This window comes from Streptococcus koreensis, from assembly GCF_003627135.1.
Lineage (GTDB): Bacteria > Bacillota > Bacilli > Lactobacillales > Streptococcaceae > Streptococcus > Streptococcus ilei.
Genome location: NZ_CP032620.1, coordinates 1,944,969 through 1,959,050, shown reverse-complemented (window position 1 = coordinate 1,959,050; position 14,082 = coordinate 1,944,969). Strand labels below are relative to the sequence as shown.

Here is a 14,082-nt window from a genome sequence, read left to right as displayed (position 1 = left end):
TTCCTGCTCCCACTTTTTAGAGGAGAATACCATGAATGTAACCTTGCACGAAGTGGCTCGTGTCCTGGCTATTCGCAATGATATCAGTCAATTTGAAGATTTTGATTTACAGAAGCCAGAATTTGATAGTCGTCTTATTGGTCCGGGGGACCTCTTTGTCCCTCTCAAGGGGGCGCGTGATGGGCATGATTTTATTGAAACCGCCTTTGAAAATGGGGCTGTAGCGACCTTGTCTGAAAAAGAAGTAGAAGGCCACCCGTATTTGTTGGTAGATGATGTTCTAGGGGCCTTTCAAAAATTAGCTCAATATGTTTTGGAGAAGAGTCAAGTAGATGTCTTGGCGGTCACAGGTTCAAACGGTAAGACAACGACCAAAGATATGTTAGCTCAGTTATTATCTACTACTTATAAAACCTATAAAACACAAGGGAACTATAATAACGAAATTGGCCTTCCTTATACGGTTCTCCATATGCCAGAAGGGACAGAGAAGCTTGTCCTTGAAATGGGACAGGACCATCTGGGAGATATCCATCTTCTCTCAGAAATTGCGCATCCAAAGGCAGCAATCGTGACCCTTATTGGGGAAGCTCACCTGGAGTTTTTCAAAGATCGCAAAGAAATCGCTAAAGGGAAATTGCAAATTGCGGACGGCATGCCATCTGGAGGCTTGCTCCTAGTACCAGCCGATCCTATTGTCGAGGATTTTTTACCGAGTCAACAAGAGCTTGTGCGCTTTGGTGAAGGAGCAGATATCAGTATTACCAAGTTGGAGGAACGCAAGGACAGCCTAACCTTTGAAGCGAATTTCTTATCAGATGCTATTGACTTACCTGTCACAGGCAAATACAATGCGACCAATGCCATGATTGCGGCCTATGTTGCCTTGAAAGAAGGAGTCAGTGAAGAGGCCATCCGTGCAAGCTTTAAAGGCTTAGAGCTTACTAAGAACCGTACAGAATGGAAGAAGGCAAGTAACGGAGCGGATATCCTATCCGATGTCTACAATGCCAATCCGACGGCCATGCGCCTGATTTTAGAAACCTTCTCGACCATTCCTGCCAATCCAAATGGCCGCAAGCTAGCGGTCTTAGCGGATATGAAAGAACTAGGGGAGCAATCTATTGATCTGCACAACCAAATGATTCTCAGCCTGTCACCGGATGTCTTGGATACCGTTATTTTCTACGGTCAAGATATTGCGGGACTGGCTCAATTAGCGAGTCAGATGTTCCCACTCGGACATGTCTATTATTTCAAAAAGACCGCTGAGAAAGACCAGTTTGAGGACCTGGTCAAACAAGTCAAGGAAAGCTTAAAAGAGCAGGACCAAATCCTCATCAAGGGAAGCAATTCTATGAATTTAGCCAAATTGGTAGAGGAGTTGGAGAATGGCGAGTAATAATGTGCTAAAGAACATTCAGCGCTTGATTTCAATCACTAATACAGGCTTAGCGTTCTCAAAAGATCCATTTGATCAAGAGCGCTATCAGGATATTCGTGCCATTTTACAGGATCTTGTGAGAGAAGCGACTGATTTGAATCCACAAGAATTATCGGATTTGTTTCGCCCGACAGACCATTACGACACTCCCTTGATTGATGTTAGGGCATGGATTGTCAAAGATGGAAAACTTTGTCTGGTGAAAGGTCAGGGAGAAGAGACCTGGGCCTTGCCGGGTGGCTTTGGTGAGGTTGGCTATTCTCCGACGGAAAACATTTTAAAGGAAATCCAAGAAGAAACGGGCTATTCTGCGCGTGTAATCAGATTGTTGGCAGTATTTGATACCAATCGCTACCAATTGCAAAGTCGCCAATATGTGAAATTGGTATTTGAATGTGAATTATTAGATGGAAATTTTGAAAAGAACCAGGAAATTTCCGACCTTGCCTTTTTTGAGAGAGAAAAAATACCTGCTCTTTCTACCAAGCGCAATACAGAAGAACAATTGAACTTCCTTTGGGAGGTTTATGATGGGAAACGAGATTTGTATTGTGATTAAAAACGATTTATAAATTAAAGGGATATAAAATGACACTTTGGGATTTATTGTTTACGAACCAAAAATCAGCCCCGCCTGAGTTTGGGCTCTGGTATTTCATTCTGCCAGCTTCTTTGTTGGTGGTTGGTTACTTTTCCATCAGATATGCGCAGTCCAAAAGCTACCAACGCTTTTGGTATTGGGCACAGTTGATCCAAGTCTTGGCCATCAATGCTTGGTATATTCTTGCCCACATGCCTTTGACGGATAATTTGCCTTTTTATCATTGCCGCTTGGCCATGTTGGTGATTCTCTTTGCCCCTAAGGGGACCTATATTAAGCAATATTTTGCTCTCTTGGGAGTTTTAGGATCGATTGCGGCCTTGGTGTATCCGGCCTTTGATCCTTTCCCATTCCCTCATATCACTGTGTTGAATCTAATTTTTAGCCACTGGGCCTTGCTTGCCAATAGTTTGATTTACCTACAGGATCATTATCAATCTGAAAAACAAGACAGCTTGAGAATTTTCAAGATCACTTTTGGCATGAATGCCTTGATTTTCTTGGTCAACCTTTTGACGAAAGGAGATTATGGCTTCTTACGGCGTCCACCAATCATTGGGGACCATGGTGCTCTCCTGAACTACCTTTTGGTTAGCTTGGTGATGGTAGCTGGAATTTGCTTGGTCAACCAGCGTTATAAGTACAAATACAAGATGGTTGAAGAGACGGTCGTTTCACGTTCAGAATAGAAAATTGATGAGCTGAGGTTAGGAAATCATGACACTTTGGGATTTATTTTTCACCAGTCAACCAACGGCTCCCCCTCAATTGGGGGCTTGGTATTTCTTGTTGCCGACCTCATTGGTAGTGGTGGGGCTTCTGTCTATTCGATTTGCTTCTTCCAGAGGCTATCAAAACTTTTGGTATTGGGGGCAGTTGATCCAGTTGCTCATTATCAATGCTTGGTATATTGCAGCACGCTTGCCTGTTTCGGAGAGCCTGCCCTTCTATCATAGCAGGATGGCCATGTGGATCATTCTCTTGGCTCCTAGGGGAAGCTTCAAGCAATATTTTGCCTTGGTAGGAGTCTTTGGCTCTATCATGGCCTTGGTCCATCCCGTCTTTTATCCCTATCCTTTTCCTCACGTATCCTCGATCAACAATGTCTTTGGTCACTGGGCCCTCTTGGCCAATTGCTTGATCTATCTGGTTCAATCCTACCAGGTGGAAGCAAGGGATGCCTGGAAAATTTGTCAGATGACTTTTGGGGTTAATGCTATTATTCAGCTTGCGAATCTTGTAACAGGTGGAAATTATGGCTTTATGCGTCGTCCTCCTGTACTTGGTGATCATGGACTTGTGCTCAACTATTTGATCGTGACCATCCTAATGACAGGGACCCTTATCCTGATCAATTCAATCTTTAAGTCCAGTAAGAAAAGAAAAAGAACATCTGAATCCGTTTAATAAGGAGATCCTATGCATCATTTTTTTACAACTGAATCCACTGCACCACCTGTTATCCCGCTCCTCTGGTATGGGGTCATGGTTCTTTTAATCCTAATGGCAGTTTGGGCTTCATTACGTTACTATCAAAATGAACAATTTCGGAAGATCTTTCGAAACTTACAAATATTTCAATTGATCTGTCTCTATATCTGGTATTTTGCTTTTCAACTTCCCTGGTCTAATAGTTTACCCTTGTACCATTGCCGTTTGGCCATGTTTGCTGTCTTGCTGTTACCAGACCGATGGAAGAGCAAGCAGTTCTTTGCCTTGATGGGAGTCAGTGGGGCGATCTTTGCCTTGGGCTATCCAGTCTTTGATCCCTATACCTTCCCTCATATTACGAGCTTTTCTTTCCTCCTCGGGCATTACTGTCTCTTGGTCAATTCCTTGATTTATCTCTTGAGATGCTATGATTCGAGCCTCTTAAAAAATCGAGAGATTGTTCTTTATACCTTTGTCCTAGACCTGTTTCTAGTCGGCGTCAACCAAGTCACTGGAGGGAATTATGGACTCATGGCCCGGCCACCGATTATCAAAGGGGACAGCCTCTTGGTGAATTACGTCGTGGTCTCCAGTATCTTAGCAGCAGCCTTGCTTCTCTTTAATGTATTTTTCAGTCGTAGACTTGCTAGAGAAAGAGTTGTTCGATAAAAAGAAAAAGGAGGGTGGGACAATCAGTCTCAGCCTTCTTTTAGTTAATAGGAGTTTGAAATGAAGAGGTTTTTATTAGCCCTTGCTATCTTGTGTGGCTTATTTTGTACGGTTAGTCCGGCTCAGGCAGATGATGAAGTTCGTTATTCGATTGAGTCCTATGTGGGACACCTCCACTTGCAGGAAGATAACCAGGCGACATTCACACAAGAGATTAGCTATGTTTTTTCAACAGGCTACAATGGGCAGTATGTAACTTTAGGGAGTGTAGATCCCCTTCCCAAAGGATTCAAAATCCATGAAAATCCTCAAGTTGAAGCCTATGTGGATGGTGAAAAACGAGAGATCCGTGTAGAAGAATCGGATCTCGGAAATGGACGTTTATTAAAAATCTACAATTCAAGAATCGTTGGTGGCAAAGTTACCATCAAGGTTGTATGGAAGATTGATCATATTCTAGAACTGTATTCCGATATCGCCGAGCTCAATTGGTTCCCTATTTCAGATGGGGATGAGGACGTAGCAAAATTAGATTTTTATGTGGATGGCTTGAATGCCAAGCAGGGAGAGTTGTATGCTCATACCGGTTATTTTAATCCACCAGCCCAGATTGAACGGACTGAGACTGGCTATCACATTCAGTTATGGAACTTCCCAAAGAATGGAAAATTGGAGCTCCACGCATACTGGCCCACGACAGAAGCTCTACGTCGAGGCCAATCTAATGAGATTAAAAAGGAAAAGGGAAAGGATAAATTTCTTAAAAAAGAAAAATCCATTCAACAAAAAACAGTCATCTACAAGACACTGTTTCTCAGAGTCATTCCAATTGTAGCAATTCTTTTATTTGTTCTAGCTTTCATTCCATGGGTCCGCTATATGATCAGTACCAGAACTCGTCGGATTGCAAAGGGAGTACGATTATACGAACCTCCACAGAATTTGCCACCCTTTGTCCTAGCCAAGGCCTTGTATCAACTTGATTTTGAACAGATGGTCATATATAGAGAGAAAGGTCAACTAAAATTTAATCATCTCATCCAGGCAACCATGTTAGATCTCATCGATCGAGGAAATCTTCGTTTGACGAGAGATGAAAGTGGAGGGACCTTGACCTGTCTTCACCATGAAGGCTTGGCTGATTTTGAATTGAAGTTTATTGAAATGATCTTTGATCAAGAAACTGAAATCAGGATCAGTGAGGTGTTCTCGAAATATAAAATTAATCAAGCAGCCCTAAAAAAGGATTTTCGAGCTGCTAAAACAGACACACAAAGAGATCGTATTCGAAAGGTCGGAAGTGACATTCAATCACTTTTAAAAAGGGATGCCCAGCAATTGTCAAAAGGTGTTGAAAAGGAAATTACGAAATTAGGTTTGCCCTCTTATTTTAGAGACTTATCTGAAAAAGAAGAAGCTTTTTCAAAAACAGGCTGTGCCTTACATTTTTGGATCTTACTGATCTTGTTTGTGAGCATGTGTTTCTTATCTTTTGGATTTGGTTCATACCTATCTTCATTCTATTTTTGGACTATTTTATGTTTGATTTTGTTATTCATTCCATTTTATATTGTTATGAAACTTCGTGAAGATCATCTACAATCCTTAGAGAACTTGGATTCACAATTTGAATGGATGGCCTTTCGAAATATGATTGAAAGTATTCCAAATTTCAACCAAGCAGAACTTGAGAGTGTTGTCCTATGGAATCGTATCTTAGTCTATGCGACCTTGTATGGCCAAGCTAAAAAAGTGAGTCAGGTACTCCAAAGTCATCAGATTTCCGTGCCATATGAAGACTGGGACACTGTTCTTTGGCTAACTTCTTCTCCAAATACCTATTTAGATGGCTCTACCTTAATGAGCTATGCAGCTGATTCCTACAGTGTTTCAAGCTTCTCTATTAACTCCTCAGATGGCAGTGGTGGCTTTGACGGCGGTGGATTTTCTGATGGCGGTGGTGGTGGAGGGTTTGGAGCCTTCTAATAGCACTTGTGATTGAATGAAGTCTGGGATGTAGAACCATTGTAGTTCTCCCTCAGGATTTTTAATTTATAAATACACTGATGATTGAAAAAAGGCTCTATTTCCGCTATAATAGGTTAGTTAAGGTAAAAGGAGAGAACCAATGTAGAAGGATCCTACTTACTAAAAAATATGCTTTTAAAAAATAACTGAGGATGAAAGAATGACAATCACTGACGAAATTAAAAAACGCCGTACCTTTGCCATTATCTCCCACCCGGACGCGGGGAAGACAACCATTACTGAGCAGTTGCTCTACTTTGGGGGAGAGATTCGGGAAGCAGGTACCGTAAAAGGAAAGAAAACAGGGACTTTTGCAAAATCTGACTGGATGGATATCGAGAAACAACGTGGGATTTCGGTAACTTCATCTGTGATGCAGTTTGACTACGACGGCAAACGAGTAAATATCCTAGACACTCCAGGGCACGAGGACTTCTCAGAAGATACTTACCGGACCCTGATGGCGGTGGATGCTGCGGTCATGGTAGTGGACTCTGCCAAGGGTATTGAGGCCCAAACTAAGAAATTGTTTGAGGTTGTCAAACACCGTGGGATTCCAGTCTTCACTTTTATGAATAAACTGGACCGTGACGGTCGTGAACCACTAGATCTCTTACAAGAATTGGAAGAAGTATTGGGCATCGCTAGTTACCCAATGAACTGGCCAATCGGGATGGGGAAAGCCTTTGAGGGACTCTATGACCTCTATAACCAACGCTTGGAACTCTATAAAGGGGATGAACGTTTTGCCAGCCTAGAGGATGGCGATAAACTATTTGCTAGCAACCCATTCTACGAACAAGTAAAAGATGATATTGAGCTTTTGAATGAAGCAGGAAATGAATTTTCAGAAGAAGCTATCCTTGCAGGTGAATTAACTCCTGTCTTCTTTGGTTCCGCTCTTACCAACTTTGGTGTGCAGACTTTCTTGGAAACATTCCTCAAGTTTGCTCCAGAGCCACACGGCCACAAGAAGACAGATGGAGAAATTGTCGATCCTTATGACAAGGATTTCTCAGGATTTGTCTTTAAAATCCAAGCCAATATGGACCCTCGTCACCGTGACCGGATTGCCTTTGTGCGGATCGTGTCTGGTGAATTTGAGCGGGGGATGAGTGTCAATCTGCCTCGTACTGGTAAGAGTGCTAAGCTATCTAATGTCACCCAGTTTATGGCGGAAAGCCGTGAGAATGTCACCAATGCCGTAGCAGGAGACATCATCGGGGTCTACGATACCGGTACGTATCAGGTCGGGGATACGCTAACAGTTGGGAAGAATAAGTTTGAATTTGAACCACTGCCAACCTTTACTCCTGAAATCTTCATGAAGGTATCTGCCAAGAATGTCATGAAGCAAAAGTCCTTCCATAAGGGAATCGAGCAATTGGTGCAAGAAGGAGCTATCCAGCTCTATACCAACTACCAAACGGGTGAATACATGTTGGGTGCTGTCGGGCAGCTCCAGTTTGAAGTCTTTAAGCACCGGATGGAAAATGAATACAATGCCGAAGTGGTGATGAGCCCAATGGGTAAAAAGACGGTTCGCTGGATCAAACCTGAGGATCTAGATGAACGCATGTCTTCAAGCCGCAACATCTTGGCCAAAGACCGCTTTGACCAACCTGTCTTCCTCTTTGAAAATGACTTTGCCCTCCGTTGGTTTGCAGACAAGTACCCAGATGTTGAACTAGAGGAAAAGATGTAACTCAGTACCAACAATTGGAACTAAAGTTCCTAATTGTTGAACGCTAGTCGCTATTTTGCGAACTAGCTAACTGCCTTACTAACTACTTTTGGCGAATAAAATATATAAATTGAAAAACCAGCTCACTTGAGCTGGTTTTGGGATGAAGACAAACTTCCATTTTACATAAAAAATCAAGTGATTTTTCAATAAATAAAAATAATTCCATATTTTTATAGTCATTAAAGCCAGTACTGAAACTTTCCGCTGTGAGAAAAATGCTTGAAACAATGTTGTTTCAAGCACTCGGGAGTTTTGAAAGTAAAACAGTTTGGGAAACTGTTTTAGCCTGAGCCCAGAAATTAAAGAGCGAAGGGGTTCAAAACTAAGTCATGGAACTTCGTAGAAGTTCGCTGACGTCCGTACTCACTTAAGGAAAGTTTCTAAGAATATTTTTTCTTTAATAAAAAACCAGCTCAAGTGAGCTGGCTTTTTATTGTTCTGTAATGAGGAGTCTTCCCAAAAATTCTTGTAAGATAAAGAAGACAATGAGGCTGGCAATGGTCTCGCCTAAGAAGGACGAGCTATTCACAATCAGAGAGTACAGGTAGGCACTTTGGCCAGCTGGAGCATAGCTTCCCCAGAAGATGACACCAGCAATGTAGTGAATTGTGTAGCGTGCAAAACCACCCAAGATGACTCCGACTGTGATATAAGTAAGCGTCTGTAGTCGTTTCTTTTCTCGGATAGCCTTGTCAAGAGCAGGTTTGACAGCTCCACTCAGTCCAATCAGACTAAAGGCTACAAAGTACTCTAAGAAACCTTGGATTGGAGTCAACCAACCACCAGCTGCTTCCCCTGTTACGACTTGTAACAAACCCCAGATGAAGCCTCCCACGGCACCAGCCTTCACACCCCAGCGGAAACTGAGGAGAAAGATGGGAACCATCTTAAAAGATAGAGAAATCCAAGGACCTAAGGACATCGGTTGAGTAACCAAATCCAAAATATAAGCTATGGTCGCTAAAAGAGCAACCTCAATCATTGGTCGAACTGTAGTTTTCGACATAAAAAAACCTCCTATACCAATCGTTTTGATTGGCTCATTTGTTGCCACACCAAAACGACGTCATAGAAGTTCTCTATTTCATTCTGTTTTGAGACACATCCCTACGCAGGTCTTAACCTGATCAGGTGGTAAGAGTTTAGGTCAGTAACGAACACTTTTGGTATTCCATCTAACCAATCTCAGCTGCTGCTCCTCTTGTGACTCTTTCATTATACTATCTAAAAAACGTTCCCGCAACTTTTTAACTCGCAAAAAATATGGTATAGTTATTAAGATAGAAAATGCACAAATTGTGGAGGAAATAATCATGGGTATTTTTGCAGGTTTGATGGGCAATGCTTCTCAAAAAGACGTCGATAAGGTTGAAAAAGATTTAGGGGATATCCTGGTTCCAGGTGAGCAGGTAACTCTGGCTTTTAGTTTGATTCGTGACTTGATTGTCTTTACTGAGTACCGTCTGATTTTGGTGGACAAGCAAGGAATGACAGGGAAGAAAACATCTTATAAATCCCTTCCTTATCGTTCTATTTCGCGTTTTTCAGTAGAAACATCTGGTCATTTTGATTTGGATGCTGAATTAAAAATTTGGGTTTCATCAGCTGTAGAACCATCAGAAACACTTCAATTTAAGAGCGACAATAGTGTCATCGAAATCCAGCAGGCCTTGGCAGCAGCTGTATTGCGTTGATAAAAAATAAATTTAAACAGTCTTCATCTAGCGATTTAGGACAATCGGATAGGAGCACTGGCAGATAAGGTAAAGAGGGAGCAAAATGTTCGTTGAAAAAAAGTTAGGAGATGGCCGGAGTTGGATTAATATTGATTCTGACTTGATTGCGGAAACCTCCCAGTTGTACCAAAAGTATGGTATTGATCAAGAAACCATTGAATATGCATTGGATAAAAACGAACGTGCCCACATGGATTACAACCGTGAGAATGGGACCGTGACTTTTATCTATAATGTCTTGGACATGGAAAAGGAAAAGGAATATTATGAAACCATTCCGATGACCTTCATTGTCCAGGGACCACGTCTTGTGACTATTAGTAACCGAGACAACGCCTATATTATTGCACAAATGGAACGCTATGTCGATAATCACGAGAGTTTATCGACCTTTAAGCTTTTATTTGCAGGGCTTGAGATGATTAGTAATGCTTATTATCCGATTATTGAGCGTCTAGATAAGCACAAGGATGAAATCACTCGTCTCTTACGAAAAACAACAACTAGTAAGAACCTGTATGCTCTTTCTGACGTGGAAACAGGTATGGTCTATCTGGCATCCGCTGCCAAGCAAAATCGCATGCTCTTGGAACATATCAAGGCTCACCTAATCTACCGCCAATTTGATGATGTCGAAAAAGAACAGTTTGATGATGCCATGATCGAGGCCAGACAGTTGGTCTATATGACGGAGTTGAACTGTCAAGTCTTGCAACAGTTGTCTAGCTCCTACAATAACATCCTAAACAACAACCTGAATGACAATTTGACAACTTTGACTATCTTGGAAGCTCTGTTAGCAGTCTTAGCAGTTGTCACTGGTTTCTTTGGAATGAACGTTCCATTGCCGTTTACTGACGATCCTAATGCATGGCTGTATATCTCCATAGCAAGCTTTGTACTCTGGATCATCTTGTCTCGTATTTTGCGCTGGATTGCCCATAAACGATAAAAAAGAGAGGTAGGGAAGAAATTCCTTACCTCTTTCGTATCTTGGCTATTTCAGAAAATTCTTCATTTTTAACTCTGCCTCCCCTAAGAAGAAGAGGCAGTTTTGATACAAGTGATCGACTGTACATAATCTTCTTGGAAATAGTAGGAGTAGATTTAAAAGTACTGAGTGGATTATAAACAATTTATAATTGGATTGAATCGTTGAATCAGTTAAATGAATGAAGCATTTTAATCATTCTGAAATATCCTAAATACTAAATTCATTATACATACTTTTATTTTAAAAATCAAGAAAACAATCCCAAAATAAAAGTGGATTTTTTGTGAGAAAAAACTTTTAGAAAGCCTATTATAACGCTGTTTTTGTGATAGGATTCAAAGCGAAGAAGAGATTTCGCATCCTTTTATATTATTGTAAATTTAAAAAGAAATAAAAAAGGGTTATACTAATGAAACATGAAAAAAACTTTTTTTGAAAGGGGTTAGACAATAAAAAGCTTTTAACTTGTTTCGTTTTACTATCTTTTAACCCAGGTCTGTGGTATACTAGATAGGTTGCAAAGAAAGCAGTACTTTTCTTTCGTGGAAAAGAAGCAACACGATCTTTCATAAAAGTTATGAAAGTACGTCATGACAAGAAAAGTATAAACTAAGTGCTATAGGATGGCTTCGCACCATCTTTAGAAAGAAGAATAACGTGAAATTTAATGAATTTAATCTTTCTGCTGATTTGTTAGCAGAAATTGAAAAAGCAGGATTTGTAGAAGCAAGTCCTATCCAAGAGCAAACCATTCCTTTGGCTCTTGAAGGGAAAGATGTAATCGGTCAAGCACAGACTGGTACAGGGAAAACAGCAGCCTTTGGCTTGCCTACCCTTGAAAAAATTCGTACAGAAGAAGCAACTATCCAAGCTTTGGTCATCGCCCCAACTCGTGAACTGGCTGTTCAAAGCCAGGAAGAACTCTTCCGCTTTGGTCGTAGTAAGGGTGTGAAAGTCCGTTCAGTATACGGTGGTTCAAGTATTGAAAAACAAATCAAGGCGCTTAAATCAGGGGCTCACATCGTTGTAGGAACACCAGGTCGTCTTCTAGACTTGATCAAACGCAAGGCCTTGAAATTACAAGATATTGAAACTCTCATCCTTGATGAAGCAGACGAAATGCTTAATATGGGATTCCTGGAAGATATCGAAGCAATCATCTCACGTGTCCCAGAAAATCGTCAGACTCTACTCTTTTCAGCAACCATGCCTGATGCCATCAAACGGATCGGTGTTCAATTCATGAAAGAACCTGAGCATGTCAAGATTGCTGCCAAAGAATTAACAACAGAACTGGTAGACCAGTACTATATCCGTGTTAAGGAACAAGAAAAATTTGACACCATGACACGTCTGATGGATGTTGATCAACCTGAATTGTCAATCGTTTTTGGTCGTACCAAACGCCGTGTAGACGAGTTAACTCGTGGATTGAAGATCCGTGGTTTCCGTGCAGAAGGGATTCATGGAGATTTGGACCAAAATAAACGCCTTCGTGTCCTTCGTGATTTTAAAAATGGCAACCTCGATGTCCTTGTTGCAACAGACGTTGCTGCTCGTGGTTTGGATATCTCAGGCGTGACCCATGTCTACAACTATGATATTCCTCAAGACCCTGAGAGTTATGTTCACCGGATTGGTCGTACAGGGCGTGCAGGTAAGTCAGGTCAGTCAATTACCTTCGTTTCACCTAATGAAATGGGTTATCTCCAAATCATTGAGAACTTGACTAAAAAACGCATGAAAGGTCTCAAGCCAGCAAGTGCAGAAGAAGCCTTTCAAGCTAAGAAGCAGGTCGCTCTTAAGAAAATTGAACGTGATTTTGCTAATGAGGAGATTCGTAGCAACTTTGAGAAGTTTGGCAAGGATGCTCGTCAATTGGCCTCAGAATTCAGTCCTGAAGAATTGGCTATGTATATCCTTAGCTTAACAGTTCAGGATCCAGATAGTCTTCCAGAAGTTGAAATTGCGCGTGAAAAACCACTGCCGTTTAAACCGTCTGGTGGTGGATTTGGCGGAAAAGGCAAGTCTGGTCGCGGTGGCCGTCGTGGAGACGACCGTCGAGACCGTGAACGCCGTGGCAATGGACGTCGTGATGAATATCGTAAAGGTGGACGCTCAAAGGATCGCTTTGATAAAGAGAAGCGTTACCGCAAGGATCATAAAAAACCTCGCAATACTTCAAGTGAGAAGAAAACAGGCTTTGTGATTCGGAACAAAGGGGATAAATAAAAAACACAAGGGTAAACACATGTTTACCCTTGTATATTTATAAGGAGACCGAAATTCGTAAACAAAACGTTTGCTATCATCTTGTGACAGCGCTATCAATTCTGTTAACATATTAAGAATACAACTTTTATTTAGCTCTGTCAACAGGTTTGCTAAAAAAATCTACTTTTTTTTAAAAAAAGAACAAAAAAATGATCATTACACAAAAACGATCAACAAAATAAGTGGTTAATATAGAAAAATTAGAGTGAAATGTTTGTTTCTTATTGAAATTGTTCACTTTTATAGTATAATGAAAGCATAATCAGGAAAGTAGGACATCATATGAAAGAGAGTAGACATGTAGCAATCTTACAAGAGTTGGATAAAAATGAAGTGGTCTCTGTTAAGGACCTAAGCGATCTCTTAGGTGTTACTGATATGACAATTCGACGCGATTTGATAGACTTAGAGGAGCAAGACCTATTGGTTCGTGTTCATGGAGGGGCCCATCGAAAAATCAAAGATAGTCTGACAGAAGTTTCCCATACAGAAAAGAACATGTTGAACGTGGAAGAGAAAAGGGAGATTGCTCAAAAATGTGCGGCTTTGATTGATGAAGGCGATACAATTTTTATTGGAGCAGGGACTACTACAGATTTTATTGGCGATTATCTTGATGGGAAACATGTTAGTATTGTCACCAATTCCTTGCCTATTTTTGAAAAATTAAAAGACCAACCTAATTGTGACATCATTTTAGTTGGCGGACGCTATAGGGTCAAGACGCAGACCTTTGTAGGACAGTTTGCCAATAAGCTCTTAAAGGAAATAAAAGTTTCGAAAGCCTTTATCGGGGTAAATGGGATTGATGGTCATACAGCAATGACAGCAAACGAAGAAGAAGGAAATGGTAATAAAATCATTCTCAACAATGCTATTGAAAAGTATGTAGTAGCAGATAACAGTAAGTTTGACAGCTATTCTTTCTATGCTTTTTACCGTCTAGATGATTTAGATGCGGTGATTACCGATCATTCTATCTCTAATAAGGTGCGAGAAAAATACAATTCTTATACAAAAATTTTGTAAAAATTAGAAAAGAAACAGCTAAACGGCCAGGATTCAAGCAGATTCTGGTCTTTTTTATATCCTTTAATAGGGGAGGGGTTATAAATAAATCTATAAAAAATAAACAAAAAAGAACAAAAAATTACATAT

12 protein-coding genes and 1 riboswitch are annotated in these 14,082 nt (G+C 40.9%); of the genes, 11 read left to right on the top strand and 1 reads right to left on the bottom strand.

What is annotated here, in order from left to right; genetic code table 11:
• The first annotated feature begins 31 nt into the window (after window positions 1–31).
• The 7 genes from D7D50_RS09765 (at window position 32) to D7D50_RS09735 (ending at window position 7,878) form a co-directional block, all read left to right on the top strand.
• Window positions 32–1,402, top strand: coding sequence for a UDP-N-acetylmuramoyl-tripeptide--D-alanyl-D-alanine ligase (locus D7D50_RS09765; protein ID WP_120702210.1), 1,371 nt, complete (start codon window positions 32–34; stop codon window positions 1,400–1,402).
• The gene (locus D7D50_RS09760; RefSeq protein WP_023022628.1) at window positions 1,392–2,003 is read left to right on the top strand and encodes an NUDIX hydrolase; all 612 of its coding nucleotides are present in this window, start codon (window positions 1,392–1,394) and stop codon (window positions 2,001–2,003) included. The genes D7D50_RS09765 and D7D50_RS09760 overlap by 11 nt, the downstream gene beginning before the upstream one ends.
• Before the next feature lie 29 nt (window positions 2,004–2,032).
• The gene (locus D7D50_RS09755; RefSeq protein ID WP_120702208.1) at window positions 2,033–2,734 is read left to right on the top strand and encodes a YwaF family protein; all 702 of its coding nucleotides are present in this window, start codon (window positions 2,033–2,035) and stop codon (window positions 2,732–2,734) included.
• A 28-nt stretch (window positions 2,735–2,762) separates the two neighbouring features.
• Entirely contained in the window at window positions 2,763–3,452 is a 690-nt protein-coding gene (locus tag D7D50_RS09750) for a YwaF family protein (protein WP_120702206.1), read from the top strand.
• A 12-nt stretch (window positions 3,453–3,464) separates the two neighbouring features.
• On the top strand, window positions 3,465–4,145 hold the full coding sequence (locus D7D50_RS09745) for a YwaF family protein (protein ID WP_048715573.1): 681 nt from the start codon (window positions 3,465–3,467) through the stop codon (window positions 4,143–4,145).
• A gap of 60 nt (window positions 4,146–4,205) precedes the next feature.
• Window positions 4,206–6,131, top strand: coding sequence for a DUF2207 domain-containing protein (locus D7D50_RS09740; RefSeq protein WP_120702204.1), 1,926 nt, complete (start codon window positions 4,206–4,208; stop codon window positions 6,129–6,131).
• Window positions 6,132–6,333: 202 nt separating this feature from the next.
• The gene (locus D7D50_RS09735) at window positions 6,334–7,878 is read left to right on the top strand and encodes a peptide chain release factor 3 (RefSeq protein ID WP_023022638.1); all 1,545 of its coding nucleotides are present in this window, start codon (window positions 6,334–6,336) and stop codon (window positions 7,876–7,878) included.
• 472 nt (window positions 7,879–8,350) lie between these two features.
• Here the strand turns inward: D7D50_RS09735 and thiT are convergent, their stop codons facing one another.
• Entirely contained in the window at window positions 8,351–8,926 is a 576-nt protein-coding gene (gene thiT / locus D7D50_RS09730) for an energy-coupled thiamine transporter ThiT (protein ID WP_120702202.1), read from the bottom strand.
• An 81-nt stretch (window positions 8,927–9,007) separates the two neighbouring features.
• Window positions 9,008–9,132, bottom strand: a riboswitch (TPP riboswitch).
• 101 nt (window positions 9,133–9,233) lie between these two features.
• Here thiT and D7D50_RS09725 point away from each other — a divergent pair.
• From D7D50_RS09725 to D7D50_RS09710, 4 genes are all read left to right on the top strand, one after another.
• Window positions 9,234–9,614: a PH domain-containing protein gene (locus D7D50_RS09725; RefSeq protein ID WP_006596927.1), complete on the top strand. Its 381-nt coding sequence runs from the start codon at window positions 9,234–9,236 to the stop codon at window positions 9,612–9,614.
• An 85-nt stretch (window positions 9,615–9,699) separates the two neighbouring features.
• Window positions 9,700–10,608, top strand: a complete 909-nt coding sequence (locus D7D50_RS09720; RefSeq protein WP_117745012.1) for a magnesium transporter CorA family protein — start codon at window positions 9,700–9,702, stop codon at window positions 10,606–10,608.
• A 699-nt stretch (window positions 10,609–11,307) separates the two neighbouring features.
• The gene (locus D7D50_RS09715) at window positions 11,308–12,882 is read left to right on the top strand and encodes a degradosome RNA helicase CshA (protein WP_023022644.1); all 1,575 of its coding nucleotides are present in this window, start codon (window positions 11,308–11,310) and stop codon (window positions 12,880–12,882) included.
• Window positions 12,883–13,206: 324 nt separating this feature from the next.
• Window positions 13,207–13,953: a DeoR/GlpR family DNA-binding transcription regulator gene (locus D7D50_RS09710; protein WP_120702200.1), complete on the top strand. Its 747-nt coding sequence runs from the start codon at window positions 13,207–13,209 to the stop codon at window positions 13,951–13,953.
• Window positions 13,954–14,082: the final 129 nt, after the last annotated feature.

Excerpts from the sequence above, each read along its gene's own strand:
- D7D50_RS09765 (WP_120702210.1), top strand. The coding sequence starts at position 32 with ATGAATGTAACCTTGCACGAAGTGGCTCGTGTCCTGGCTATTCGCAAT.
- D7D50_RS09760 (WP_023022628.1), top strand. The coding sequence starts at position 1,392 with ATGGCGAGTAATAATGTGCTAAAGAACATTCAGCGCTTGATTTCAATC.
- D7D50_RS09755 (WP_120702208.1), top strand. The coding sequence starts at position 2,033 with ATGACACTTTGGGATTTATTGTTTACGAACCAAAAATCAGCCCCGCCT.
- D7D50_RS09750 (WP_120702206.1), top strand. The coding sequence starts at position 2,763 with ATGACACTTTGGGATTTATTTTTCACCAGTCAACCAACGGCTCCCCCT.
- D7D50_RS09745 (WP_048715573.1), top strand. The coding sequence starts at position 3,465 with ATGCATCATTTTTTTACAACTGAATCCACTGCACCACCTGTTATCCCG.
- D7D50_RS09740 (WP_120702204.1), top strand. The coding sequence starts at position 4,206 with ATGAAGAGGTTTTTATTAGCCCTTGCTATCTTGTGTGGCTTATTTTGT.
- D7D50_RS09735 (WP_023022638.1), top strand. The coding sequence starts at position 6,334 with ATGACAATCACTGACGAAATTAAAAAACGCCGTACCTTTGCCATTATC.
- thiT (WP_120702202.1), bottom strand. The coding sequence starts at position 8,926 with ATGTCGAAAACTACAGTTCGACCAATGATTGAGGTTGCTCTTTTAGCG.
- D7D50_RS09725 (WP_006596927.1), top strand. The coding sequence starts at position 9,234 with ATGGGTATTTTTGCAGGTTTGATGGGCAATGCTTCTCAAAAAGACGTC.
- D7D50_RS09720 (WP_117745012.1), top strand. The coding sequence starts at position 9,700 with ATGTTCGTTGAAAAAAAGTTAGGAGATGGCCGGAGTTGGATTAATATT.
- D7D50_RS09710 (WP_120702200.1), top strand. The coding sequence starts at position 13,207 with ATGAAAGAGAGTAGACATGTAGCAATCTTACAAGAGTTGGATAAAAAT.